Genomic DNA, 24072 nt, shown 5'->3' with positions numbered 1-24072 from the left:
GCACAGAAATGAAAGAAGATAAATCAGATACCAAGAAGCCCTTAAAGAAAATCCCCGGTAAAAAGATAGTCCCCAAAACACCAAAATTTAATATAATGTGGCTCTACGCCATAATTATTCTTGGTCTTTTCGTGGTTCAATATATGTTTAGCGGCAACAGTGCCCAGCTGATCAACTACCAAAAATTTGAGAATGAAATGCTTAAGGCTGGCGATGTTGAAAAGCTTGTTGCTTACAAAAATGCTGACCTTTATAACGTCGATGTTTATATTAAGAAAGATCGTTTAGATCTGCCAAAATATAAGGATCTGAAAAGCAAAAATAGCCTGACTGGAGCTTCTACCGGTCCACAATACTATTTTACTCAGGCGACTTTCGAAAGTTTTGAAACCAAAATAAAAGAGGCCGAGAAAGACATTCCGGTTGATCAGCACGTTTCCATCGTTACCGAGTCGCGTGAGAGTCCTTGGGCTGGATGGTTGATGTCGTTTATCTTACCAGTCCTTCTATTAGTTGGCTTTTGGGTTTTCATAATGAAACGCATGGGCGGAGGTGCCGGAGGTGGCGGCGGCGGACAGATATTCAATATCGGTAAGTCAAAGGCCACATTGTTCGATAAAGAATCTCAAGTAACGATCACGTTCAATGATGTTGCGGGTCTTGAAGAAGCTAAGCAGGAAGTAATGGAAATTGTGGATTTCCTTAAAAATCCAAAAAAATACACCAACCTGGGTGGTAAGATTCCCAAAGGAGCGTTATTAATCGGTGCACCAGGTACCGGCAAAACGCTCATGGCAAAGGCTGTGGCTGGTGAGGCTCAGGTTCCATTCTTTTCTTTGTCTGGTTCTGATTTCGTAGAAATGTTTGTTGGAGTGGGAGCATCACGTGTAAGGGATCTTTTCAAACAAGCAAAGGATAAGGCGCCGTGTATCATTTTTATTGATGAGATCGATGCTATTGGTCGGGCCCGTGGGAAAAACAATATTGTTGGTGGCAACGATGAGCGTGAAAATACGCTGAACCAATTGCTTGTTGAGATGGATGGATTTGGTACCGACTCCGGGATTATAATACTCGCTGCTACAAACAGGCCTGACGTCCTCGATACGGCACTTCTTCGTCCGGGTCGTTTTGACCGTCAAATCTCTATCGATAAACCAGATTTGGTAGGTCGGGAACAGATTTTTAAGGTTCACCTTAAACCGTTAAAATTAGCAGAAGGTGTTGACGCAAAAAAACTTTCAGCCCAAACTCCAGGTTTCGCAGGTGCTGAGATCGCGAATGTTTGTAACGAGGCAGCATTAATTGCTGCACGTCGTAATAAAGAAGCAGTCGATATGCAAGACTTCCAGGATGCGGTTGATCGTGTGATTGGGGGTCTTGAAAAAAAGAATAAAATCATTTCACCTGAAGAGAAACGAATCGTTGCTTATCATGAAGCTGGGCACGCAATTGCGGGTTGGTTCCTTGAACACGCTGACCCGTTGGTGAAAGTATCGATTGTTCCACGGGGTGTTGCAGCCCTTGGATATGCGCAATACCTGCCAAAGGAGCAATTTTTGTATACCACTGAACAATTGCTGGATGGAATGTGTATGACATTGGGCGGACGTGTAGCTGAAGATATTGTATTTAATAAAATCTCCACGGGCGCTCAAAATGACCTTGAGCGCATCACGAAGCTTTCATATGCGATGGTTACGATTTACGGGATGAATGATAAAGTTGGTAATGTATCGTTTAATGATACACAAGGTGAATATCAATTTAATAAACCGTATTCTGAAAAGACCTCTGAAATGATTGATATCGAAGTTCGAAACCAAATCGATCTGGCTTATCAACGGACCAAACAGCTGCTCACTGATAAACGCGATGGACTTGAAAAGCTGGCTGAAAAGCTATTGGAAAAGGAGATCTTGTTTCAATCTGACCTGGAAGAGATCCTTGGTAAAAGGCCGTTTGACAATCGCACTACATATGATGAGTTTGTAAACGGAATCGAACCTTCAAATGATATTCCTAAAGAAACGCTTCAGCACGAAGGCGTTGCTGATCACAATATCGATCTTCCCGAAAACAGATCCACACTTGATTGATATTTAATACCATTAAACAGGGGGAGGACGTAACAGGCTCCCCCTGTTTAAAATCCGGTATTTATGAAAGACACTACTCCGAAAGAGAAAATGCTAAAGAAGATCCGCAAGGCTCTTCTTGATAAGAGAGATAACCCATATCCTAATCTGGAAGATACTCCTCTTTACGAGCCATACACTGATCATATTGATCTTCTTTTCGCTGAACAATTAACCGCTGTAGCAGGTAATTTCGTTTTTTGTGAAGATCAGATTCAGGTTATAGAAAATCTGCTACATCTGGCTGAAGAAAAAGGCTGGCGAAAACTTTATTGCTGGGAACCACAAATTCAGGCATTACTCACAACTTATGAGTTTCCTCACTATAGTACCGAAACAGATTTCTTGAATGCAGAAGTAGGAATAACTGCTTGCGAAGCTCTCGTAGCACGTAATGGCAGTGTTTTCATCTCCAATGGGAACTTAGCCGGTCGACGCTTAAGCATTTACCCCCATGTCCATATAGTGATTGCTTACACTTCTCAACTAGTTTTAGATCTAAAAGATGCTTTTCAGCTTATTAAGAAAAAATATCCTGAATCGATACCCACAATGATCTCCAATATTACCGGCCCAAGCAGGACTGCAGATATTGAAAAGACTTTGGTTCTAGGTGCACATGGCCCTAAAGAGCTTTATGTTTTTCTTTTAGAAGGGTAATCGTTGTGTGAGTCCATTGTAGACTTTAATTAGGAGTTCCTAATCATTCTTATAATTATTTTTTCTTGCTCCTGAGCTGAAACTCGTATCAATACACTATTGGCTATATATCCTGGGACAATTACATCTAAGACGAATCTTCCAGATAATACATCCTGCAAAACAGCATTTCCCTGGTCGTCGCAAATAGCAGTTCGTCCTTGAGTATCAATACTTATCATAGCTTTCGAGATAGGCTTCCCTGACTCGCTGTCTATAACCGTCAACTCTAGTTTGGTAACACTTTGAACTTCTTCCTTTTCCCGTTCCCGAAAAAGACGGTCGGTAATTGCATAATTTTCAGAATATTCTTGCTGCAGAACTCCACTTGTGCCAATCATTGTCTAATTTTTTCTGACTTAATTTCTTAAATCACTGCTAAACATTTTATATGAGGACAAGTTAAGGTGAGAGCCGTTAAAAGTCCATCCGTTTTTTAACTATTTCTATATCCGTCAAACAACGGGTATAAAGCTAATCAAATAATGCTTAAAAAAATATTAATATACACTTGAGCTATTACAGGCCATTTTTTTAAAATAAAATATATTTTCAGGAAAAAAGTGGCTGTTTGAAATTATATTGTTTTCAAAAAATCTAAATTAATTATCATGGAAACAACTAATGAAGGCTTAAGTTCTAAATGGGAGAGAGCCGTAAAGCAATGCAAAAAATTTAGGGATGAAATACGATCATATCCCATTCCTAAAAATAAAATGACAATTTCCTATCTTTTTACGCAGGAAGATTTGGATCTTCTTTTAAATCAGGGTGGGAAAAAATTGAATGGAATAAGAGCGTATATCGGATTTGAAGAAATAAACAACAAGCTAGTTCCCCGACTTCATGTAGTTGGATGCATAAAAGATGGTACCCGATACAATGACGTTGTTCCATCCCAAATCACTTCAAGTTCCACCTTTTTAGGCGATTCACTAGAAGAAGGCCGCCCCTGTCCGGAAGACTGCGGTACTCAAAACGAATTAAATAGCTAATGATCAAGCGGCTACTTCAGCTTTCTGATACCTTTATGCCATTGCTGGCCCTTTTGGCATACGCACCGGTAATTCGTAAAATACAGGGGAAAGATAGAATCATTCCCCTGTATCTGCTAATCACATTTCTAATAATGTTTCTGTCGAACGTTATGGCCGACCGGTATATAAATAACAGCTATTTATATCATGCATACTCCTTGATTGAACTCGTATTCTTTTCAATTTATATTCGCAAATTAACGGGCGATTCTAGTTCTTTGATAAAGTTTATTCTGCCTCTGTACATATTAATCTGGATTACAAACCTTCTCTTTTTTGAAAGCTATTTAAAGTTCAACAGCAATTCTTCCGGGATCGCCTACTTGATGCTTATCATCTATTCATTAAACTATTTCTTGTTTCTTTCCAGGAGTGAGGAAATTATGACTTTCCAGAAAAGCCCAGCCTTTTGGATCGTGTCAGGTTTTCTCTTCTATTCTGTCCTGAATGTATTAATTGCTACGATTTACAAATACACATTCGAGCTTAGCCCAAGTGATAAAAATCTGGTTTTTAATTTTAGTTATGTCTCAAACATCATTAAATTCATCCTGATTATTATCGGAGTTTTATGGTACCCTCACAAATATCGATCTGGTTAATATTTATAGGGACCGCCAGCCTAAGCGTTTTGCTTATTTTTTTTTACCTGCTTTTCATTCAATATAGCCGAAAAAAAATTGAGCACCTCAAACAGATGAAAGATCTTCAGTTTGAGTATGGACAAACACTGCTGAAATCGCAGCTTGAGATTCAGGAGCAGACTCTGCGGCATATCAGCCGTGAGATTCATGACAATATCGGCCAGGTACTTAGCCTGGTATCCTTGAATCTTAATACTCTTAAAGGACCTGATACTGAAAAACTGAAATTTACCAGCGGGCTTGTTACAAAAGCAATTGATGATCTGCGAGGGCTCAGCAAAAGCCTGAACCCGGATCGTGTCCAAACAATCGGAATAACCGAATCAATAAAAACGGAACTTGTTCAACTTGAAAGAACAGGCATATTCCAAACCACACTTACTATAGAAAACGACCTTTATGATATGCCGCCTGAAAAAACGATAATCTTATATCGTATGGTACAGGAAGTTCTAAACAATATTATTAAACATTCTCAGGCAGATAAAATTCTGGTTTTAATTCAGAATGATTCAGTTATCGGAACGATATTAATTTCTGATAATGGACGAGGTTTTAGCGTCGAAAATAAATCATCAGGAATAGGTTTGCAGAATTTAAAACAGAGGGCCGCACTAATCAATGCAGAAGTAAGAATCATCAGCGAAATTGACGAAGGAACATCTGTATCTTTCATTTTAAAATCTTAATCGCAATGTACTACGTCACTCTTATCGACGATCATGAGTTAATCCGGCAGGGACTTTCTTCGTTAATAAGCAGCTTTTCAAACTTCAGAGTTCTTTTCGAGGCTGGAAGTGGGCGCGATTTCATAGCAAAGCTCAAGCCTTCTGCTCTGCCTCACCTTGTATTAATGGATGTGACAATGCCTGATATGGATGGCTATGAAACCTGCAACTGGCTACGTGTAAATTATCCTTCGGTAAAAGTGATTGCGCTTAGTGTTATGGACGATGAAGAATCCATAATCAGAATGTTAAAATCGGGAGCAAAAGGATATCTTCTTAAAAACACAAATCCTGCGGAATTGCAAACTGCCATGGAATCAGTTATGGAAAGGGGGTATCATTTCAACGACCTGGTAAGCAATAAGGTAATTAAAAATATAAACGACTCTGGTAAACCTGGAAAGGAGAAAAACGAGGTTCACCTAACAGATAGGGAAGTTGCCTTTCTCAAACTTGCCTGTACCGAAATGTCGTACAAGGAAATTGGCCTTGAAATGAATGTAAGCTCACGTACTGTAGAAACCTTCAGAGATAATCTTTTCGCTAAACTTGAACTCAAAACCCGTGTCGGACTAGTTCTATATGCTATTAAAAGGAAAATAGTTGAATTCTAATATTACACTAATCATTGTGTAATCATGCAATAGATACTAATATTTTTAGTATTTTAGCTTTTGTGACTTATGTAGATAATAACGATTTCTTTAAAGGCCGTGGCGCACAGGTCAACACACACAATAAGTTTCTTAAAAGCAAATATGTTGCAGATCATGAAGAAGGTATCGACGAGATTATGCTTGAAGACACTGCGACTCAACTTTTCGAGGAACATCCCAAAAATATAGTAAGTAAATCCAATAGTCCTGATCTGCCTTTTATGCTTTCCATAAATCCCTACCAGGGATGCGAGCATGGCTGTCTTTATTGCTACGCTCGTAATGCCCATGAATATTATGGTTTTAGTCCGGGACTTGATTTTGAGCGGAAAATCATTGTAAAAAGAAATGCTGCTGAATTGCTGGAAAAGTTCTTTAACAAAAAAGGTTATATCCCAGAAACAATAATGATGTCGGGAAATACTGACTGCTATCAACCAATTGAAAGAAAGCTAAAGATTACAAGATCGTTACTGGAAGTGTTTTTGAAATATAAGCATCCAGTAAGCCTGATAAGCAAAAACAACCTAATCATTCGGGATATCGACATCCTTTCTGAAATGGCTAAGCTGGATCTCGTGCATGTGGCAGTAACAGTAAACTCGTTAAATGAAAATTTGCGGCAAAAACTTGAACCGCGAACCGTAACGGGGCAAAGCCGCATCCGGCTTATCTCGAAACTGACAGAGCTTAACATTCCTGTAAGATTAATGTGCGCGCCCATAATTCCAGGCTTGAACAGTGATGAAATTCCCGCCCTTATCAAGGCAGCCGCCGATGCGGGTGCTTCAGCAGCTAACTTCACACTAGTTAGACTTAACGGCGCTATTGCAGAAATCTTTAAGGATTGGATCTACAAAGCATTCCCGGATAGGGCAGATAAAGTGCTGCACATGATTGCCAGCTGCCATGAGGGAAAACTAAACGACAGTCGGTGGGGAAAGCGAATGACTGGTGATGGCAAAGTAGCTGAAAGCATCCATCAGCTTTTCCGTATTTCCGTCAACCGATTTATGAAAGGCCGTTTGATGAAACCTTTGAGCATGAATCATTTTACTCCTTCGGGTGGGAAACAACTGGATTTATTTTAATTGCCAATATTTGTATTTAAATGAAATAGCTTACCTTTAATACACTAAACCATAATAGTATTCAGTATAAAATCTCTTAAATGAGCTCCAATATCAAGTCAGTTATTGTTGGTACGGGCAATTATACACCGTCTAACATTGTATCAAACAGTCACTTTTTGGAACACAACTTCTACGAAAAAAATGGCGAAGCCATTTTGCGGGAAAACAGCGAGATAATTTCCAAATTTCAAGACATTACCGAAATTGAAGAACGCCGTTACGCAGATCCGGATCATCGCGCGTCCGACCTTGGTTATCTGGCGGCCCTTGACGCACTAGAATCTTCCAAAATTGATCCGGAAACTCTGGATTATGTAATAGTGGCACATAATTTTGGTGACATTGCTCCTGGGAGTACCCGACCAGATGTGATTCCAACCCTGGGATCGAGGATCAAACATAAATTAGGTATCAAGAACCCCGATTGTGTTGCTTACGACTTACCATTTGGATGCCCTGGCTGGCTTCAAGGTATGATTCAGGCTGATTATTTTATACGCTCGGGTGATGCAAAGAGAATCCTGGTCATTGGCACTGAAACACTTTCGAGGGTAACTGACCCCCACGATCGGGATAGTATGATTTTTGCTGATGGAGCTGGAGCCACCATCCTAGAAGCTCAGGAAACTAATGGAAGCGGAATCCTTTCTCATAAAACTCAAACACATACGTTTGAAGAAGCATATTACCTCTACTCCGATAAGTCTAGTAATCCGGATTTCATATCTGATGAGCAATACATAAAAATGGATGGCCGAAAGATATATGAGTATGCACTTAAAAACGTTCCGCTTGTAATCCAGCAGGCCCTTCAAAAATCGGGAACGGATATAAACGAGGTCAAGAAAGTACTCGTACATCAGGCCAATGGAAAAATGGATGAAGCTATTTTGAAACGATTGTTCAAACTTTACGGAGTTCGTGAGGCACCTCACGACGTAATGCCGATGACAATAAGTACTTTCGGAAACAGTTCTGTTGCAACTATACCGACGCTATTGGACCTAATCATGAAAAATCAGATGAAAGCCCACACGTTTAACACTGGCGACCGGATCGCACTAGCTTCAGTAGGGGCTGGAATGAACATCAACGCCATGGTCTATCAGTTTTAAGAAATTAGAATATATATTTTTAAAAAGTGTTGGCTAAAAATGCTACGGGCACAAAAAAAGCGATCAGATATCTGATCGCTTTTTTTATAAGTAGTTGTTATTAAGCGCTTGGCGCTTCTTCCAGTGCAAAGCCCTCATCAACAATAATTCTTCCGCAGTGCTCGCAAACAATAATTCTTTTGCGCTGACGGATATCTAATTGTCTTTGTGGGGGTATTTGGTTGAAACAGCCAGAACAAGAATCACGTTGAATCGTAACTACTGCCAACCCGTTCTTTGCGTTATTTCGCAAGCGATTGTAGGCAATTAACAACCGTTCTTCTATGTGTTTCTCAGCATCATCTGCCTTGTGAATAATACTTGCTTCTTCCTTTTCAGTTTCAGCCGTTATTGTATCAAGCTCTGCTTTTTTAATTTCCAGATCCTTTTTACGTTCTGTGATATTAGCTAATGCTTTTTCGTAGATCTCAGTCTTGTTCTGAATTTCGAACGTATGCTCCTTGATTTTCTTCTCAGAAACCTGAACCTCTAAGCCCTGAATTTCAATTTCTTTTGAAATTGCATCGTACTCGCGGTTGTTCTTTACATCGCCAAGTTGAACTTCATATTTCTTGGTTGCAGCCAAAGCTTCCTTGATCATATTCTTGCGGGTTACGATTGAATCCTCAAGTTCATCAAGCTCCGCCTTTATTTTTTGTATCCGGGTCTCTAAACCAGCAACTTCATCTTCAAGATCGGCAACTTCCATGGGAAGTTCACCGCGTGTTTGACGAATTTTGTCTATCTGGGTATGAAGGGTCTGAAGTTCGAATAGCGCCTTTAATTTCTCTTCTACTGTTTGTTCCATTAAATCAAATAATTTATGGGGTTTGTGTTTTGTACGGTTAAACGGAGTGCAAAGTTAGGAAATTTTTCTGTAATTAACTCCAACAATAATTCCTGCGTAAACTGCTCACTTTCAAAATGTCCCACATCAGCGATAACGATTTTTCCCTCCGAATCAAAAAACTCGTGATATTTAAAGTCTGCTGTTATAAAAATGTCAGCACCTGCACTAATAGCATTGCTTAACAGAAAGCTGCCCGAACCACCACAAACAGCAACCCTTCGAATCTTTTTTCCTCTGAGAGCTGTATGTCTTATTACTTTAGCGTTAAGCTTTTCTTTAACCCGGTTTAGAAAATCAACCTCGTCCTCATCCACGTTCAGATTTCCAATCATCCCGGAACCCACCTCTTGATATGGATTACTTATCGGGTATATGTCATAAGCTACTTCTTCATATGGATGTGCCTCAATCAATGACGCTATAACACGCCGCTCAATGTGCGCAGGGTAAATGGTTTCTATTCTTACTTCATTTTCCTCGTGGCGTTTACCAATTTCCCCTACGTGAGGGTCTGCACCATTTTCTGCCTTGAATGTTCCGACGCCTTCAATATTGTAACTGCATTCTGAATAATTTCCTATCCAGCCTGCCCCTGCATCAAATACTGCCTTCCGGACAAATTCTGCATCATCTCCTGGGCAAAATGTTACCAGCTTTTTAAGTGTGTTCTCCTTGGGTTTCAATATTCGGACATCCTTCACTCGAAGTTTGTCACAGATCATCTTATTTACTCCGGCAATAACATTATCAAAGTTGGTGTGGATGGCATATAGGGCAATGTCATGTTTAATAGCCTTCATTACAACGCGCTCGACGTAGTTTTTACCATTAAACTTCTTCAAGCCCCGGAAAACTATGGGATGATGAGAAATAATAAGGTTTAGACCCTTCGCAATTGCCTCATCGACAACCGCCTCCGTGCAATCAAGTGAAATAATTGCACCGTTAACTTCTTTTTCAGGATCACCAACTATTAAACCGGAATTGTCATAATCTTCCTGATAGGCAAGTGGCGCCAGGGTTTCAAGAAAGGTGGTAAGTTCCCGGAGTATCATGTGAGAGAAGGGGGGTATCAGTTTCCAGGTCTTTATCCAAAATCCTGTAACCCTGATGGTGTGAATATAGAAATGTCTGTTTTACTGTTGGTAAATCTACTTCTTAGCTTTATTCGACCGAAGTTGCGAACCTTATTTAAATTTACTAAACCGTTGGTGCCATCATTTTCACCATCTGCAAGCTTTCATATGCAGCTTTTTGGTTATAATCGGTGGCAATAGATTTGTGGTTGATAACATCAACGATAGTGCCGATGAAACATAAACCCGCAGTTAAAATATATAAGATCCCCATTCCCATCTGGCCAACAACAAAACGCTGAATCCCAGCAATCCCCAAAAACCCAAGAATAGTAAACAATAAAATGTCCTGGGGACTCTTACGCTTGCCGGAATAAAACATGACAAAATTTTGGGCCTGGCGCTCGTCCATACCAGTCATCACCTGCTTTAGGTAAGAGTATTCTTCCGGGCTCATGCCCCTTAGGTTAATGAGCAGATCTTTTTCCATAATAGAAGCTGTTTTTACTCATTAAATTTAAAGCGAATTTTTTGAATAATTGCACTATCCTGAAAATTAGAATGCAAAGTGCTGGAACACCAAACCAATGGTGTTCAAAAGATAACTTCAATTCTCCGTGTAACAAGTAACTAATGGACCGCCCCAGGCCGCAGCCAGGACACCATGAAAACCCCAAGTTCTCGATCGGGCAAATTGTAAAATGATTAACCGTTTTAGGGTAGGAAATAGTTAATATCAAAATGGCCCCTGACCAAATAATAAGTTCAAGAGGCCATTTCTTAAGCATTACAAGTGTTTCTGTTTATTCATTAACATTAGCGATATAGCCAGGTTAAATAATATACCTATTAATACCGCAGCGCTTATACGGTACATATAGTCTGTATTCAATACACTAATATTAAGCTGGACATAAACGATCGCAAAGAATGCGGCGATAACTCCACCGATGATAATTATCTTAAACCCCTCGAACAGACCTTCAAAAAACTCCATTTTGCCTCCAGAAATATGGTCTCTATAACTCTTAATTCCCAAATAAAGCCCAATGGCTGGGATTAACATTGAGGCCCATTCCATCCATTCCATGCTGGTGGTGCCAGTTGTCGCATCTTTAGCATAAACTCCTGCAAAGTGCATAACGAGAATCCATATACCGCTTAGCACCCCTATTATTATTCCGTATTTTGCTGCATTTCCCATTGTGATGTGTGTTTAGATTTATTACATGTTTAACTGCATATTTAAACACAAAAGTCTAACAACTGTTTTCGACAAGCGCTGTTGAATTTGTTATTTTTTAACTCTAAAGAACAAGTAAATTCTATTAAATATAGTTTATTTAATAGAAACGTAAAGCGAATCGCATTAATCAAATAGCTGACCTATGATTTTATTTGATTAATGTATATTTGCCTCCGAAATACAGCGTGTGACTATCCGGGATATTTTAAATCAGTACAAGTCGGATCCCCGTGTGGCCAGCATGGCAGAAGCCCTTAAAGCCGGCGGAAATCAACGGGTACATCTAAGAGGTCTTATCGGGTCAAGCGATTCGGTACTTGCTACAGCTTTGTACTTTTTGCAGCACCGTCACATGATATTCGTACTCCCAGAGCGCGAGGAAGCAGCTTATTTTCTGAGTGATTTGGAAAACCTGCTTGAGAAGGAGGTTCTGCTCTTCCCGTCATCATTCCGCAAATCATTTGAATTTACACAGGTCGATAGCAGTAATGTTCTGCAAAGAGCGGAAGTTCTGAACGAGCTAATACATTCAAGCGAATTTGGAAAGATCATTGTTACATACCCTGAGGCTCTTGCAGAAAAGGTAATCGACCGCGATGCACTTGAAAAAAACACCCTGGAGATCGCTACTGGTAATAAACTGAGCATCGATTTTATCAATGAGTTCCTGGTTGAGTACGATTTTGAGCGAGTCGATTTCGTATATGAGCCCGGTCAATTCTCTGTTCGGGGGGGTATTGTGGATATATTTTCATTTTCTCATGATCTCCCTTACCGCGTAGAATTCTTTGGTGATTACATAGAAAGTATCAGGACATTCGAAATAGAAGATCAGTTATCTGTGGAGCAGGTTAAGAGCATTACCATCGTTCCTAACGTACAATCAAAATTCCTCACGGACCATAACATTTCCCTACTTGAATACATCGAAAAGGATACTCTTGTCTGGTTCAAAGATGTTCAATTTACTCTTGATGTCGTTAAAACCGGGTTTAAAAAGGCCGTTGAGTTTTGGAAAGCTTTATCTGCTGAAGACAAGAACCAAAACCCTCAATGGATAGATCCAAAATTCAATTTTACGGATGAGAAATTACTTGCCGACCAGCTCAGGGATTTTGCCATTGTGGAATTTGGGAAGCAATTCTTCTATGAAGCAACTTCGACAATATCTCTCGATATTAAACCGCAGCCCTCTTTCAACAAAGATTTCAGTCTTCTAATTCATAACTTCAAGGAGAATGAAAAAGCCGGGCTCGAAAATCTCATTTTTACGGATTCCTCAAAACAAATCGAACGGCTTTACAGCATTTTCGAAGACATTGACCCATCTGTAAAATTTAAACCGGTGCATCTCTCTCTCAGGGAGGGCTTCATTGATCATGGACAGAAACTTGCCTGTTACACTGATCACCAGATATTTGACCGATACTACAAATACAAACTTAAAAAAGGGTATACACGCTCGCAGGCGATTACGCTAAAGGAGCTTCGGGATTTAAAACCAGGCGATTATATCACGCATATCGACCATGGTATTGGTAAATATGCCGGATTGGAGAAGGTAGATGTAAACGGACGGTCGCAGGAAATGATCCGGCTTGTTTATGCAGACAATGACCTTCTTTATGTAAACATAAACTCACTTAACCGAATTTCTAAATATTCGGGAAAAGATGGCACCATACCGAAAATGAATAAACTTGGTACCGACGTATGGGAAAAGTTAAAAAAAACAACTAAAAAAAAAGTTAAAGATATAGCCCGGGATCTGATCAAACTTTACGCGATCAGAAAAGCACAAACGGGAACTGCTTTTTTACCTGACACCTATTTGCAGACTGAGCTGGAAGCTTCTTTTATTTATGAAGATACTCCCGATCAGGTAAAAGCCACTGCCGATGTCAAAAAAGATATGGAGTCTCCGCATCCAATGGATAGACTGGTGTGCGGTGATGTCGGTTTTGGCAAAACAGAGATTGCCATACGTGCAGCTTTTAAAGCAGTTGCGGATAGTAAGCAAGTCGCGATTCTTGTTCCAACGACCATTCTAGCTTTACAGCATTTTAAAACCTTTACAGCGCGTTTAGCAGATTTTCCCTGCACAATCGATTATATAAATCGGTTCAAGTCGGCGAAACAGATCAAAGAAACGCTGCAGAAGCTAGCGGATGGGAAAGTAGATATTATCATTGGAACTCATCGAATTGTCAGTAAGGATGTAAAGTTTAAGGATCTGGGGCTATTGATAATCGATGAAGAACAGAAGTTTGGGGTGGGGGTTAAGGAAAAACTTAAGCAGTTCAGGGCTAATGTAGATACCTTAACATTAACGGCAACACCCATTCCGAGAACACTGCATTTCTCATTAATGGGTGCGAGGGATCTAAGTATCATCAGTACGCCGCCGCCAAACCGGCAGCCGGTTGTTACTGAACTACATGTTTTCAATGAAAAGTTAATAAAAGAAGCTGTAGAGTATGAAATAGACCGCGGTGGACAGATCTTTTTTATCCATAACAGGGTCCAGGATTTAATGCAACTCGGAGGGCTTATTAATACGCTGGTACCAAAGGCGAGGATTGGTATTGCTCATGGTCAGCTTGAAGGCGATGCTTTAGAGGATGTCATGCTGAAGTTTGTTTCCGGTGAATATGATGTTTTAGTTGCTACAACTATTATCGAAGCCGGTCTTGACATTGCAAATGCAAATACCATCCTGATAAATCACGCCCATATGTTTGGTCTCAGCGATTTACATCAGATGCGCGGACGGGTAGGCCGTTCAAATAAAAAAGCATTCTGCTATTTATTAAGTCCACCATTGTCTACATTAACTAATGAGGCGCGCAAGCGGCTTAGTGCGATTGAAGAGTTCTCAGATCTTGGAAGCGGGTTTAATGTGGCTATGCGGGACCTGGATATCCGCGGAAGCGGAAACCTTCTTGGCGCCGAGCAGAGTGGCTTTATTGCAGAAATAGGGTTTGAAATGTATCATAAAATACTGGATGAGGCAATCCAGGAATTAAAGGACGATGAGTTTAAAAATCTTTTTAAAGAAGAAAAACCCCGTCCTTTTATTTCATTCACGCATGTTGATACTGATTTGGAGGTAATGATCCCGGATGAGTATGTGACCAACATTGCAGAACGTTACAATCTATACACGGAGTTATCAAATATCGAAAATGAACTTGCCTTAGATGAATTCCGGCAAAAGCTTGTTGATCGTTTTGGCCCCGTACCCCACCAGGTTGTCGAGTTAATTAATACCTGGCGCCTGCAGTGGTATGGAAAAATGATTGGGTTCGAGAAGATCTCGTTTAAAAAAGGTGTATTGAGAGGTTACTTTATTAGCAACCAGCAGTCTGCGTACTATGAAACTGAACAATTCGGCCGTGTTTTACAATTTGTTCAGGCACACCCCCGAATTTGTAATCTGAAAGAAGTTAAGAATTCACTGCGATTGGCAATCGAACACGTAAGCACCCTGGATATGGCAATAGAAATGCTCCAGGAAATTGCCCTGCCAGAACCCGTTACTCACTGATCTGATAGGTAATCGGTTGAACATATGAAGTTCTAACTGGCTTTCCTTCCGCCGTTCCAGGCTTCCAGGCTGGAGATAGTTTCAATACTCGTACTGCTTCTTCATCGCACCCGTTTCCAATTCCCTTAATCACTTTAAAGTCTGTTAGTGAGCCGTTTTTTTCAACGACAAATCCGATATAAACCTTCCCCTGTGTTTTAGCTTCACGGGCCTTGGCGGGATAACGAAGTGCAGAGCCAAGAAATCTTGCTAGCGCTTTAGAACCACCCTGAAACTCAGGGGCTGTTTCAACGCTTCCTAAATCATAGAGCTTTCCTTCATAGCGTGAATCGGGGTTTGGAGTTTCAGCAGGTGCAGAACCGGGAGATACTGCTGGTTTTTCCGCAGGTTCTACAGGGGATTGTGCTTCCCATCCGGTCTCTTCGCCTGCCATACTATCCTGCCAACCGCCAAGATCATATGCCACCAAATTTTTGATCTCTACTTCGCGGAGAGAGCTGATTTTTCCTTCCTCATTTATAACCATCTCATACTTCACGTCGGCAGATTCTTCTTTATTTACAGCAGGCTTAACATAATTGACCCTCGCCCAATAAGTTGCAATCAGATCGGCTCCACTTCTGTCGTAATCTAATGAAGAAACGATCCATTGAAGTTTAAGATTTTGCATTTCACTGCTACGCTTGTAGTGCAAATCCTTTAAACGCTTATAAGTCAGGTTGTGATAGTTGTAGTAGGTTTGAGTAATAGGAGCAAAGTAACTAGGGGGATCAAAGTAACCCCTCCGCTGATCATTATAAAATGCTTCTATGAATTTAATGAGTGACGTTCGAACTTCGGCGTCGGTCATACTAGCATTCTCATCCAAGGCATTCGAATTGTCATCATCAATTACGGTTACAACCTCCTGTTTTTTAGAAAATAGTCCGTTTAAGTTGTCGACGAAGAGTGTGAGGTAACCCATCACAAGAATGATTACCCCCAAACCAATACCCATATACAGCAGAGACTTATCTTTTTTGATTTCTCCGTCTGTAATTTCTTGCTGTGAATCAGCTGGCTCTTCTATCATACCGATTATAGGTGAAAAGTTCAGTCGTAGAACCTTCCTATCATGCTACGTTATTTGCGTTAGAAAGTTTGTACGAACTGCAAATATACAAATACGAGAGGTGCGGCAAGTAATAATCCATCAAAGCGATCCAGCAAGCCACCATGGCCGGGAAGTAATGAGCCAGAGTCTTTAGTTGAGAGGCTTCTTTTAAGCATTGATTCTGACAGATCGCCAAGCGTCCCCGCCGTAACAATAATTACGGCCATACCAAGCCACTGGATTAGCGAAAGTTCATCAAAATACATAGAAATAACAAATGCAGCGACCAGGCTGGTAAACATACCCCCCACAAAGCCTTCCCAGGATTTCTTCGGCGAATGCCGCTCAAACAATCGGTGCTTACCAAATTTGACCCCAAAAAGATATGCGCCAGTATCGCTGGACCATAAGAGCAGTAGAAAGGAAAGTGGGTAATGGTATGAATAGGTCCCGTCTACAAAAGCCGAAGCATAGAAAAAGCAAAAGGGCACAGCTGAAAACAGAACTCCAAAAATTGTGTAAGAAATATTATGAAACGGATTTGCATGTTTTCTGTAAAGCTCAGCTACGATGATCATTATGGTAACAGGGACACAAATCAGCATATTGATTAGTGGCTCACCCTGGAAAAAGTACATGCTAAGGGAAAGATAGATACTTATAACAAGCGCCAGACCCCACCGTTTTTGTGGTTTTACTTCAGTTGTTGTCACAAGTCGATAAAACTCCTCGGTGCATAATGCACTTAGAATTAGAAAAAACAATGTAAATGCATAAGCGCCCAGAAGAACTGATGCCAGCATAACACCCACAAAGAAAAATCCTGTGACAGCCCTCGTTTTCATTATAATTCGTTTTTAATAATTATTTCAAGAGCCTTTTGAAAATTGTCTTCATGAATGTAAACCTCAACTTCCCCAAGCCTATATGGAAAACCCTGTTTATTCATTATAATAGCACCGATTTCATGATCTATTAAAACTTGTCTGACCAGTTCCGACTTAAAAAAATCTGCGGAAGTATAAATTTTAATCCAGGCTGCTTCCATTAATTTGTTTAGATAAACTTACACCATATTTTAAAGATGTGGTGTAAAAGACCCACAATAATGCACCTCCGGCAAAGAAGCTGATGATGTATATATATGAGGCGACTGGATCAGGCTGATCCAGTTTATCCAGCGATATACCTTGTCGTTGGTATACATAGGCTGTTATAACTGCAACAGCATTATTCATAAAGTGGGTTAAGATTGGGATCCAAATCGTTCCGCTCCAAACTAAGAGATACCCGAACAGTGCACCAAGCAACATCCTGGGCAGAAACCCATAAAATTGAACATGTATCGCACTGAAAATTATAGCAGTAAGCCAAATGGCCAAATGTTTATTGCCTGTCCATTTTCCGAAGATCTTCTGCAAACACCCTCTGAAAATTAATTCCTCACCTATTGCAGGAATTATTGCCAACATCAAGATATTGAATAATAAAACGCCTGTTGAATTCATTTTAAGAAGCTGCCTCGTCATCTCAGCCATTTCCAGTTCTTTTGTAAGCATCCATTGTTCAAGACCCTTCAGAAATTCGGGCAACTTCATGCTTTTGTTGATCTGAGCACTCAATTCAAGCAATGGCCCGGTACTGAACATTATCAGAACTGCGATTACTACCAGGACAAATGGAAAGCCTTTTAATTTTAAATATTCTTTCCAATTATTACTTTCAATCCGGGCAAACGCGAGTGCTGGCACAATGAACATGCCGGTAGAAATGAAGAGTTGAAGGAGCTTGATTATCTCAATGGAGGATGCTACTCCTGTGGACGCATTCAGCACTTCTTTCATTCCATAAATCGCAATTATCGCAACAAATGCGAGGATCATGAACACGAGAGCACCTGCAAACATGAACAAGACTAGCAATAGAAGTGAAAGTAAAGGATGACGCTGTGTTGACGCGGCTTTTAGCATAGTGGTTAATTATTTGTAATTTTGCGTTTTAAACGCTGAATACAAGGCCTGAAAGATAGTTAATGTCTGTTAAGATTGGAAATATAGATTTAGGTGAGTTCCCGCTATTGCTGGCACCAATGGAAGATGTTAGTGATCCACCCTTCCGTTTTGTTTGCAAACAAAATGGGGTGGATATGATGTATACCGAATTTATTTCTTCTGAAGGACTGATCAGGGATGCGGCGAAAAGCGTTGCAAAGCTTGACATTTTTGAATATGAACGTCCAATTGGGATCCAGATTTTTGGAAGTGAGATTGAATCCATGCGTGAAGCAACAAAAATTGCATCAGCCGCGCACCCAGATCTGATCGATATAAACTACGGTTGCCCGGTAAAAAATGTCGCTTGTCGTGGAGCTGGGGCAAGCCTTCTGCAAGACATAGATAGAATGGTGCTCATGACAAAAGCTGTCGTCGAGTCGACAAGTCTCCCGGTAACGGTAAAAACAAGACTCGGGTGGGATGATAATACCAAAAATGTTTACGAGGTAGCGGAACGGCTACAGGATGTTGGAATAAAGGCGCTCACTATTCATGGCCGGACGAGAGCTCAAATGTACAAAGGGGAAGCTGACTGGTCCCTGATTCGTGACATAAAGCGTAACCCGAGAATTCAAATCCCAATATTCGGTAATGGTGACGTGAACTCAATTGAAAAGGCCGCTGATTGGCGAATGGAGTACGAAGTCGACGGAATTATGATTGGCAGAGCTGCTATCGGTTATCCCTGGATCTTTCGTGAAATAAAGCACTTCTTTAAAACCGGAGAATATTTGCCGGAACCTACTATATCAGAACGTGTGGAAGTCTGCCGCACTCACTTTGAAAAATCAATCCTCTGGAAAGGTGAAAAGACAGGCATTTTCGAGATGAGGCGGCATTATGCAAACTATTTTAAAGGTATCCCAGATTTCAAAGAATACCGTATGAAGTTGGTTTCGCTCGAAAGCATTTCTGACATACACGCTACGCTGGATGAAATCAACGAACGTTTCCAAATAGAAATGGCCTAATTATTGGGTTTATTTTTATATTGCCCTCATCAAATTCAATTTAATATGGTAACCAAAATTACTGATGGCGTAAAAATATCGGTAGAGACTATTTACCAGCCTGAATATTCCAACCCGGCTAATGAGCATTTTATGTTTGCATATCGGGTTAATATTGAAAACCTGACGGAAAACAGTGTGCAGCTGCTCAACCGGCATTGGTTTATTTTTGACTCTAACGGCACAAGGCGTGAAGTGGAGGGGGAAGGTGTTGTTGGGCAACAACCAGTTATTGAACCAGGCGACGTTCACGAATATGTTTCAGGCTGCAATCTGAAAACAGATATGGGCAGTATGAAAGGTTCTTATGAAATGGAAAGAATTGTTGACGGTACAAAGTTCAGAGTTAACATTCCGGAATTTTACCTGATCGCACCTTACAAACTAAACTAAAAATCAGTTTTCCTACAGGAGTTTATACAAAGGGTAACCGGTTGTTGGATTTTGACCATACTTTTCGCACAGTTCTGCCAAAACATCTTCGTGTGATACTGCTACGTTCATAACAGTATCATTTCCACCATAATAGATATAGATTTCCCCATTTTCTTTTCGTAAAGCACCACAACAGAATACAACGTTTGGGACGTGAACATAGGCATCATCCGGTACTTTACAATCTGATTTTGTAGGAAATATGATGGGGATGTTCGAAACCTTCACTTTAGTTGGATCATCAAGGTTATGCAAAGCTACCCCTAATACATATGGATTTCCATCCATGGTACTTCTAACTCCATGAAAGATGTTGATCCATCCATGCTTTGTTTTTATAGGAGGAGCTCCCGGACCGATCTTATCAGAAAAGCTGCTTGGCCCATCACTTTGAAGCATAACCGGCTCGGTCTGGATCTGCCAGTCTGACTTTTCCCAGTTGTCTATCGAACCGATCTGTATTTGTTTGAAGATACCCCCAACATGTTGTTCTGTGTGATCATTAGGTCGGAACAGTCCGTAAAACTTATCTCGGATTTTCTCCGGGAATATCACCACATTCCTCATATCTATCTGGAGCAGTGGACCATGTCGTAAAAAACTTTTAAAATCTTTCGTGGTAATTAAGGAAACTCTGACCCTATGGCCAATAGATGCATGATATGCGCTATAAGTGATTAGAAAGGTATTATCGATCTTTGATATCCTTGCATCTTCTAAACCACCTTGTTCGTTGTCTATTAGCTCGTCAATATCCGTTCCTTGAGCAAATTTGTCGTTTTTGGAGCAGGGCACTAAAGCTGGCTGTCTATCGATTCGCCAATTATCAAGGCCATTCTTACTTCGCGCTATGCCCAATACCGAAATTCCGTTCCTGAGGTGTGATCGGAATAGCATTAGAACCTCGCCTTCAAATTCTGTAATCCCCGCATTGTGAACCGTTATAGTTTGCAGGTGAGGCTGGATCCATACTTTGTTAACCTCGGCACTTGTGACTATTGGATTACCGTGATAACGTATTGCAGGTGTGATAAGGTTTGGTTTGCTAATCATGTGGACTCGTGAATGTATAAACCTAACAAGCGAAGCTTAATGGAGTTTTAATAAATAAGTAGAGCCAGGCTTTAGGCCTGGCTCTACTTATTTCACTATGTTAATTTTTAGTCCCTTCTGCCAACTAGCATACTTGCATAGTAAACAAGTGTGGCGAGTGAACCCAGCGCAGCTACAACATAAGTCATCGCGGCCCACCAGAGGGCATCTTTAGCCTGATCATGCTCAAGCGAGGTTTGCATAATCCCCCTGTTGCTTTGTAACCATGCTAGAGCTCTGTTACTTGCATCAAACTCAACCGGAAGGGTAATAAATGCGAACATGGTGACAAAAGCCAGAGCAGCTACACCAACTGCCAGGACGATGACATTACCTGAGAATATTAAGAGCATAACACCAATCATCAAAGTCCATTGTGTAATTTGAGAAGCAACATTTACTGCCGGAACAACTGCCGAACGAAATTTTAACCAGCTATAAGCCGTTGCATGCTGAACTGCGTGTCCGCATTCATGTGCTGCTACCGCTGCCGCTGCTACACTCCGGCCATGATATACTTCCGGACTTAAATTTACGGTGCGATCCGACGGATTATAGTGATCGGTTAACTGACCTTCTACAGATATCACCTTTACGTTAGCAATTCCATTATCATTGAGCATTTTTTCGGCTATATCTTTTCCGCTCATGCCGGATCCCAACGGCATTTCCGAATATTGTTTAAACTTACTTTTGAAGCGCCATTGAACTGCAAAACTTATTACAGCAATAACAATCATTAATATTAGTCCCATAGTGTCGTTTTTTGTAAGATATATTCAATAACTATTCCGAATAAAATTAATCACAAATAAATTACCTTTAACGTAATGGGCGACAATTATTCATACTGGGAAAAGACATCGTTCCTTTCTGGTTATGATGTGATTATTATCGGTAGTGGGATAGTCGGGCTAAGTGCTGCAATACATTTAAAGGTAAATAGCCCTCGACTTCGTGTTGGAGTCCTCGAGTCAGGGTTCCTTCCCTCAGGTGCAAGCACGAAAAATGCCGGCTTTGCATGCTTTGGAAGCATTTCCGAGCTTATTGAAGAGATAAAGTCGGACGGTGAGGACAATCTCTTACAGCGCGTTGAAATGCGTTGGAAAGGGCTTTTGAAACTTCGAAAAAACCTTGGGGATTTGGCAATTTCGTTTAAACAGAACGGTGGGTATGACATATTTAAAGCTGCCGACAAATCTTGTGCCCAGGAATGCCTTGATCAGATTGATCGATTAAACAGGCTTTTAAAACCCATCATCGGAAAACATGACATTTATGCAGTTGCAAATGCTAAAATTGCCGGTTTTGGCCTTGCTGGTGTTACCGACCTGATAGAAAATAAGTACGAGGGTCAAATTGATACAGGGAGGATGATGGACGCACTTGTTAAGAAAGCAGCTGGAACAGGGGTGCACATTTTCAATAATTGCCGTGTTGAGAACATCCAGCAGGAAGATGGGCGTCATGTGATAAATACAAGTCAAGGAGCATTTGATACTAAATCTGCAATACTTGCTACAAATGCGTTCGCTAAAGAATTGATTGCTGAAATCGACGTTATTCCCGGACGCGGTCAGGTGTTAGTTACTGCACCAATCGATAATCTAAAAATCAGCGGTACCTTCCATTACAATCGTGGTTATACCTATTTCAGAAATATTGATAATCGTGTACTGCTTGGTGGATTTCGGGACATAAATTTCAATGAAGAGCAAACGAGCCAACCAGGCATTACCGACTTAATACAAAATGCACTGGAAAAACTTCTCTCAGAAGTTATACTGCCAGGTCAAGCCCCTCAAATTGAACATCGCTGGAGCGGTGTAATGGGTTTTGGGTCGGAACTCAGCCCGATTGTAAAAAAAATTCATCCTGGTTTGTACTGTGCTGTCAGGTGCAACGGCATGGGTGTGGCCATGGGTAGCCTGTTGGGAGAACAGGTGGCAGACATGGTGGAATTGTGAATTTTCCGTATTTATTTACTAATCGACTCGGATATTGAATCGTTACCATTCCAATAACTGCCGGATTGAAGGTAGTCTCTGAACCATACCTAAGGCACCTCGAAGTCCAACTCTTCTCATTTATAATCTCTTTCAAAAATGTATTTTTGATAAATTTCTTAGCATGGATATTTCTTTTATTCTTGGCGCAGCACTTCTTTTAATGATCATCTTGTTCTTTTTTTCAAAAAAGTCTGGCGGGGCGGTGAACTTGACCGTTTTACAATCCGAAAACGATGAATTAAAAATAAGCCGGGCGAGGGCAGAGGAGAGGGCTGATAATCTAAAGTCAGAAGTTGAATATCTAAAATCTCAATTGATTGAGGAAAGACACAAGGTTTCTGATGCGATGCAGGCGCTTGAAAGTTCACGTTCTTATTTTAAAGCGCAGCAGGAAAAAATTGATGAGCAGAAATTCGAGATAAAAAATAATCAGGAGAAATTTAACAAAGATTTTGAGCTTATTGCGTCACGTATCCTGGAAGAGAAGACAAACAAGTTCACCGAACAGAACCGCGCTAATCTTGATATCCTTCTAAATCCGCTTAAAGAAAACATCAAGGCTTTTGAAGAAAAAGTTGAACGAGTTTATAAGGCTGAATCTGATGAGCGTAATGTTTTGAAAGGCCATATTGGTCAGCTTATCGAGCAATCGAATTTGATGAGTCTTGAAACTCAAAATCTTACTAAAGCTTTGAAAGGTGATAATAAGAAACAGGGTAATTGGGGAGAAATGATCCTGGAAAGAGTTCTTGAGCGATCAGGTTTAGTAAAAGATCAGGAATATCGTATTCAGGCGAGTCTGCAAACAGGAGAAGGAGTTCGCTTTCAGCCGGACGTTGTAATTGACCTGCCAGACAATAAGCATCTCATCATCGATGCCAAAGTATCACTTATTGCTTACGAACGGCTTGTTAACTGTGAGAACGAAGAAGAGACCGAACTGTTGCTTCGGCAGCACATTGCATCGATACGGAGTCATGTAAATGATTTGTCGTCAAAAAACTATAGTGATTTGTATAAGATTAACTCACCGGACTTCGTAATGCTATTCATCCCCATTGAGTCTTGTTTTAGCATGGCCGTACAAAAGGATGCGGAGCTGTTTAACTATGCCTGGGATAAACGCGTAGTCATAGTCAGTCCTTCGACTTTGCTTGCAACTTTACGGACTATAGCGAGTATGTGGAAACAGGAAAGACAGAACCGAAATGTGATGGAAATTGCCCGTTTGAGCGGCGAAATGTATGATAAATTCGTTGGATTTGTTGGAGACTTGGAAAGTATTGGAAAGAATATAAAGCAAAGCCAGGATGCCTACGACCGGGCTCTGAATAAACTTTCCAGCGGTCGCGGTAATCTTACAATTACCGCAGAAAAAGTTAAAAAACTTGGGGCAAAAACAGGAAAGCAACTAGATCAGCGTTTTATTACAGATCAGGAAGATTAGTTTCACGTGAAACTGATAAGAAAA

25 protein-coding genes are annotated in these 24072 nt (G+C 40.6%); 13 read left to right on the top strand and 12 right to left on the bottom strand.

Features of this window, described 5'->3' with window-relative positions; all coding sequences use genetic code 11:
• Positions 1-8 precede the first annotated feature (8 nt).
• Together ftsH and B5X60_RS12235 are read left to right on the top strand one after the other, a co-directional pair.
• Positions 9-2099: an ATP-dependent zinc metalloprotease FtsH gene (ftsH, locus tag B5X60_RS12240; protein ID WP_079702974.1), complete on the top strand. Its 2091-nt coding sequence runs from the start codon at positions 9-11 to the stop codon at positions 2097-2099.
• A 63-nt stretch (positions 2100-2162) separates the two neighbouring features.
• A complete protein-coding gene (locus B5X60_RS12235) occupies positions 2163-2798 on the top strand; it encodes a LutC/YkgG family protein (RefSeq protein WP_079702973.1) in 636 nt (211 codons plus the stop codon).
• Positions 2799-2827: 29 nt separating this feature from the next.
• Here the strand turns inward: B5X60_RS12235 and B5X60_RS12230 are convergent, their stop codons facing one another.
• Positions 2828-3178, bottom strand: a complete 351-nt coding sequence (locus tag B5X60_RS12230; RefSeq protein ID WP_079702972.1) for a peptidase associated/transthyretin-like domain-containing protein — start codon at positions 3176-3178, stop codon at positions 2828-2830.
• Positions 3179-3448: 270 nt separating this feature from the next.
• On the opposite strand from B5X60_RS12230, the gene B5X60_RS12225 reads away from it, so the two are divergent.
• The 6 genes from B5X60_RS12225 (at position 3449) to B5X60_RS12200 (ending at position 8150) form a co-directional block, all read left to right on the top strand.
• Positions 3449-3832 carry a hypothetical protein gene (locus tag B5X60_RS12225; RefSeq protein WP_079702971.1) on the top strand — a complete coding sequence of 128 codons (384 nt, stop codon included), beginning with the start codon at positions 3449-3451 and terminating at the stop codon, positions 3830-3832.
• Positions 3832-4476, top strand: coding sequence for a hypothetical protein (locus B5X60_RS12220; protein WP_079702970.1), 645 nt, complete (start codon positions 3832-3834; stop codon positions 4474-4476). Before B5X60_RS12225 ends, B5X60_RS12220 begins: the two co-directional genes overlap by 1 nt.
• A 95-nt stretch (positions 4477-4571) precedes the next feature.
• Positions 4572-5207, top strand: coding sequence for a sensor histidine kinase (locus B5X60_RS12215; protein ID WP_170878445.1), 636 nt, complete (start codon positions 4572-4574; stop codon positions 5205-5207).
• Between the two features lie 5 nt (positions 5208-5212).
• On the top strand, positions 5213-5860 hold the full coding sequence (locus B5X60_RS12210; RefSeq protein WP_079702968.1) for a response regulator transcription factor: 648 nt from the start codon (positions 5213-5215) through the stop codon (positions 5858-5860).
• A 62-nt stretch (positions 5861-5922) separates the two neighbouring features.
• Positions 5923-6993 (top strand): PA0069 family radical SAM protein, encoded by a 1071-nt coding sequence (locus B5X60_RS12205; protein ID WP_170878444.1) that lies wholly within the window; start codon positions 5923-5925, stop codon positions 6991-6993.
• An 80-nt stretch (positions 6994-7073) separates the two neighbouring features.
• Positions 7074-8150, top strand: a complete 1077-nt coding sequence (locus B5X60_RS12200; protein WP_079702967.1) for a 3-oxoacyl-ACP synthase III family protein — start codon at positions 7074-7076, stop codon at positions 8148-8150.
• Positions 8151-8250: 100 nt separating this feature from the next.
• On the opposite strand, the gene B5X60_RS12195 is transcribed toward B5X60_RS12200, so the two are convergent.
• From B5X60_RS12195 to B5X60_RS12175, 5 genes are all read right to left on the bottom strand, one after another.
• Positions 8251-8997 (bottom strand): zinc ribbon domain-containing protein, encoded by a 747-nt coding sequence (locus tag B5X60_RS12195; protein ID WP_079702966.1) that lies wholly within the window; start codon positions 8995-8997, stop codon positions 8251-8253.
• A complete protein-coding gene (locus tag B5X60_RS12190; RefSeq protein ID WP_079702965.1) occupies positions 8997-10094 on the bottom strand; it encodes a Nif3-like dinuclear metal center hexameric protein in 1098 nt (365 codons plus the stop codon). Before B5X60_RS12190 ends, B5X60_RS12195 begins: the two co-directional genes overlap by 1 nt.
• 145 nt (positions 10095-10239) lie before the next feature.
• A complete protein-coding gene (locus tag B5X60_RS12185) occupies positions 10240-10605 on the bottom strand; it encodes an NINE protein (protein WP_079702964.1) in 366 nt (121 codons plus the stop codon).
• Positions 10583-10903 carry a DUF2752 domain-containing protein gene (locus tag B5X60_RS12180; RefSeq protein ID WP_079702963.1) on the bottom strand — a complete coding sequence of 107 codons (321 nt, stop codon included), beginning with the start codon at positions 10901-10903 and terminating at the stop codon, positions 10583-10585. The genes B5X60_RS12185 and B5X60_RS12180 overlap by 23 nt, the downstream gene beginning before the upstream one ends.
• The gene (locus B5X60_RS12175; protein WP_079702962.1) at positions 10903-11319 is read right to left on the bottom strand and encodes a DUF4199 family protein; all 417 of its coding nucleotides are present in this window, start codon (positions 11317-11319) and stop codon (positions 10903-10905) included. Before B5X60_RS12175 ends, B5X60_RS12180 begins: the two co-directional genes overlap by 1 nt.
• Positions 11320-11548: 229 nt before the next feature.
• On the opposite strand from B5X60_RS12175, the gene mfd reads away from it, so the two are divergent.
• Positions 11549-14908: a transcription-repair coupling factor gene (mfd, locus tag B5X60_RS12170; RefSeq protein ID WP_079702961.1), complete on the top strand. Its 3360-nt coding sequence runs from the start codon at positions 11549-11551 to the stop codon at positions 14906-14908.
• Here mfd and B5X60_RS12165 read toward each other — a convergent pair.
• Genes B5X60_RS12165 through B5X60_RS12150 form a run of 4 tightly spaced genes read right to left on the bottom strand, consistent with a single transcriptional unit; the run spans position 14898 to position 17971 of the window.
• Positions 14898-15980 carry an energy transducer TonB gene (locus B5X60_RS12165; protein ID WP_079702960.1) on the bottom strand — a complete coding sequence of 361 codons (1083 nt, stop codon included), beginning with the start codon at positions 15978-15980 and terminating at the stop codon, positions 14898-14900. The genes mfd and B5X60_RS12165 overlap by 11 nt on opposite strands.
• 59 nt (positions 15981-16039) lie before the next feature.
• On the bottom strand, positions 16040-16846 hold the full coding sequence (locus tag B5X60_RS12160) for a phosphatidate cytidylyltransferase (protein WP_079702959.1): 807 nt from the start codon (positions 16844-16846) through the stop codon (positions 16040-16042).
• Positions 16846-17049: a putative signal transducing protein gene (locus B5X60_RS12155; protein ID WP_079702958.1), complete on the bottom strand. Its 204-nt coding sequence runs from the start codon at positions 17047-17049 to the stop codon at positions 16846-16848. The genes B5X60_RS12160 and B5X60_RS12155 overlap by 1 nt, the downstream gene beginning before the upstream one ends.
• Entirely contained in the window at positions 17030-17971 is a 942-nt protein-coding gene (locus B5X60_RS12150) for a CPBP family intramembrane glutamic endopeptidase (RefSeq protein ID WP_079702957.1), read from the bottom strand. Before B5X60_RS12150 ends, B5X60_RS12155 begins: the two co-directional genes overlap by 20 nt.
• Positions 17972-18033: 62 nt before the next feature.
• Between B5X60_RS12150 and dusB the strand changes: the two genes are divergently transcribed.
• Together dusB and apaG are read left to right on the top strand one after the other, a co-directional pair.
• Entirely contained in the window at positions 18034-19026 is a 993-nt protein-coding gene (gene dusB, locus B5X60_RS12145; protein ID WP_079702956.1) for a tRNA dihydrouridine synthase DusB, read from the top strand.
• Between the two features lie 45 nt (positions 19027-19071).
• Positions 19072-19458 carry a Co2+/Mg2+ efflux protein ApaG gene (gene apaG, locus B5X60_RS12140; protein WP_079702955.1) on the top strand — a complete coding sequence of 129 codons (387 nt, stop codon included), beginning with the start codon at positions 19072-19074 and terminating at the stop codon, positions 19456-19458.
• 12 nt (positions 19459-19470) lie between these two features.
• Here apaG and B5X60_RS12135 read toward each other — a convergent pair whose 3' ends face one another.
• Positions 19471-20553 carry a glycoside hydrolase family 130 protein gene (locus tag B5X60_RS12135; RefSeq protein ID WP_079702954.1) on the bottom strand — a complete coding sequence of 361 codons (1083 nt, stop codon included), beginning with the start codon at positions 20551-20553 and terminating at the stop codon, positions 19471-19473.
• Positions 20554-20660: 107 nt separating this feature from the next.
• Positions 20661-21347 (bottom strand): zinc metallopeptidase, encoded by a 687-nt coding sequence (locus tag B5X60_RS12130; RefSeq protein ID WP_079702953.1) that lies wholly within the window; start codon positions 21345-21347, stop codon positions 20661-20663.
• Positions 21348-21422: 75 nt separating this feature from the next.
• Here B5X60_RS12130 and B5X60_RS12125 point away from each other — a divergent pair, with 75 nt between their 5' ends.
• Together B5X60_RS12125 and B5X60_RS12120 are read left to right on the top strand one after the other, a co-directional pair.
• Positions 21423-22559, top strand: a complete 1137-nt coding sequence (locus B5X60_RS12125; protein ID WP_079702952.1) for an NAD(P)/FAD-dependent oxidoreductase — start codon at positions 21423-21425, stop codon at positions 22557-22559.
• A 163-nt stretch (positions 22560-22722) separates the two neighbouring features.
• Complete coding sequence (locus tag B5X60_RS12120; RefSeq protein WP_079702951.1) at positions 22723-24048, top strand: DNA recombination protein RmuC; 1326 nt, start codon at positions 22723-22725, stop codon at positions 24046-24048.
• The last annotated feature ends 24 nt before the right edge of the window (positions 24049-24072 follow it).

Source organism: Daejeonella lutea (assembly GCF_900168015.1).
Lineage (GTDB): Bacteria > Bacteroidota > Bacteroidia > Sphingobacteriales > Sphingobacteriaceae > Daejeonella > Daejeonella lutea.
Note: the sequence above shows the minus strand (reverse complement) of the source record. Positions and strands in the feature narration are given on the sequence as shown.

Bases quoted from the DNA above. Each gene is read 5' to 3' on its own strand.
- B5X60_RS12185 (WP_079702964.1), bottom strand. From the start codon at position 10,605: ATGGAAAAAGATCTGCTCATTAACCTAAGGGGCATGAGCCCGGAAGAA.
- apaG (WP_079702955.1), top strand. From the start codon at position 19,072: ATGGTAACCAAAATTACTGATGGCGTAAAAATATCGGTAGAGACTATT.
- B5X60_RS12180 (WP_079702963.1), bottom strand. From the start codon at position 10,903: ATGCTTAAGAAATGGCCTCTTGAACTTATTATTTGGTCAGGGGCCATT.
- B5X60_RS12210 (WP_079702968.1), top strand. From the start codon at position 5,213: ATGTACTACGTCACTCTTATCGACGATCATGAGTTAATCCGGCAGGGA.
- B5X60_RS12160 (WP_079702959.1), bottom strand. From the start codon at position 16,846: ATGAAAACGAGGGCTGTCACAGGATTTTTCTTTGTGGGTGTTATGCTG.
- B5X60_RS12215 (WP_170878445.1), top strand. From the start codon at position 4,572: ATGAAAGATCTTCAGTTTGAGTATGGACAAACACTGCTGAAATCGCAG.
- B5X60_RS12235 (WP_079702973.1), top strand. From the start codon at position 2,163: ATGAAAGACACTACTCCGAAAGAGAAAATGCTAAAGAAGATCCGCAAG.
- B5X60_RS12200 (WP_079702967.1), top strand. From the start codon at position 7,074: ATGAGCTCCAATATCAAGTCAGTTATTGTTGGTACGGGCAATTATACA.
- B5X60_RS12130 (WP_079702953.1), bottom strand. From the start codon at position 21,347: ATGGGACTAATATTAATGATTGTTATTGCTGTAATAAGTTTTGCAGTT.
- B5X60_RS12230 (WP_079702972.1), bottom strand. From the start codon at position 3,178: ATGATTGGCACAAGTGGAGTTCTGCAGCAAGAATATTCTGAAAATTAT.
- B5X60_RS12150 (WP_079702957.1), bottom strand. From the start codon at position 17,971: ATGCTAAAAGCCGCGTCAACACAGCGTCATCCTTTACTTTCACTTCTA.
- B5X60_RS12225 (WP_079702971.1), top strand. From the start codon at position 3,449: ATGGAAACAACTAATGAAGGCTTAAGTTCTAAATGGGAGAGAGCCGTA.
- B5X60_RS12220 (WP_079702970.1), top strand. From the start codon at position 3,832: ATGATCAAGCGGCTACTTCAGCTTTCTGATACCTTTATGCCATTGCTG.
- B5X60_RS12135 (WP_079702954.1), bottom strand. From the start codon at position 20,553: ATGATTAGCAAACCAAACCTTATCACACCTGCAATACGTTATCACGGT.
- dusB (WP_079702956.1), top strand. From the start codon at position 18,034: ATGTCTGTTAAGATTGGAAATATAGATTTAGGTGAGTTCCCGCTATTG.
- ftsH (WP_079702974.1), top strand. From the start codon at position 9: ATGAAAGAAGATAAATCAGATACCAAGAAGCCCTTAAAGAAAATCCCC.
- B5X60_RS12125 (WP_079702952.1), top strand. From the start codon at position 21,423: ATGGGCGACAATTATTCATACTGGGAAAAGACATCGTTCCTTTCTGGT.
- B5X60_RS12120 (WP_079702951.1), top strand. From the start codon at position 22,723: ATGGATATTTCTTTTATTCTTGGCGCAGCACTTCTTTTAATGATCATC.
- B5X60_RS12175 (WP_079702962.1), bottom strand. From the start codon at position 11,319: ATGGGAAATGCAGCAAAATACGGAATAATAATAGGGGTGCTAAGCGGT.
- B5X60_RS12195 (WP_079702966.1), bottom strand. From the start codon at position 8,997: ATGGAACAAACAGTAGAAGAGAAATTAAAGGCGCTATTCGAACTTCAG.
- B5X60_RS12155 (WP_079702958.1), bottom strand. From the start codon at position 17,049: ATGGAAGCAGCCTGGATTAAAATTTATACTTCCGCAGATTTTTTTAAG.
- B5X60_RS12190 (WP_079702965.1), bottom strand. From the start codon at position 10,094: ATGATACTCCGGGAACTTACCACCTTTCTTGAAACCCTGGCGCCACTT.
- B5X60_RS12165 (WP_079702960.1), bottom strand. From the start codon at position 15,980: ATGATAGAAGAGCCAGCTGATTCACAGCAAGAAATTACAGACGGAGAA.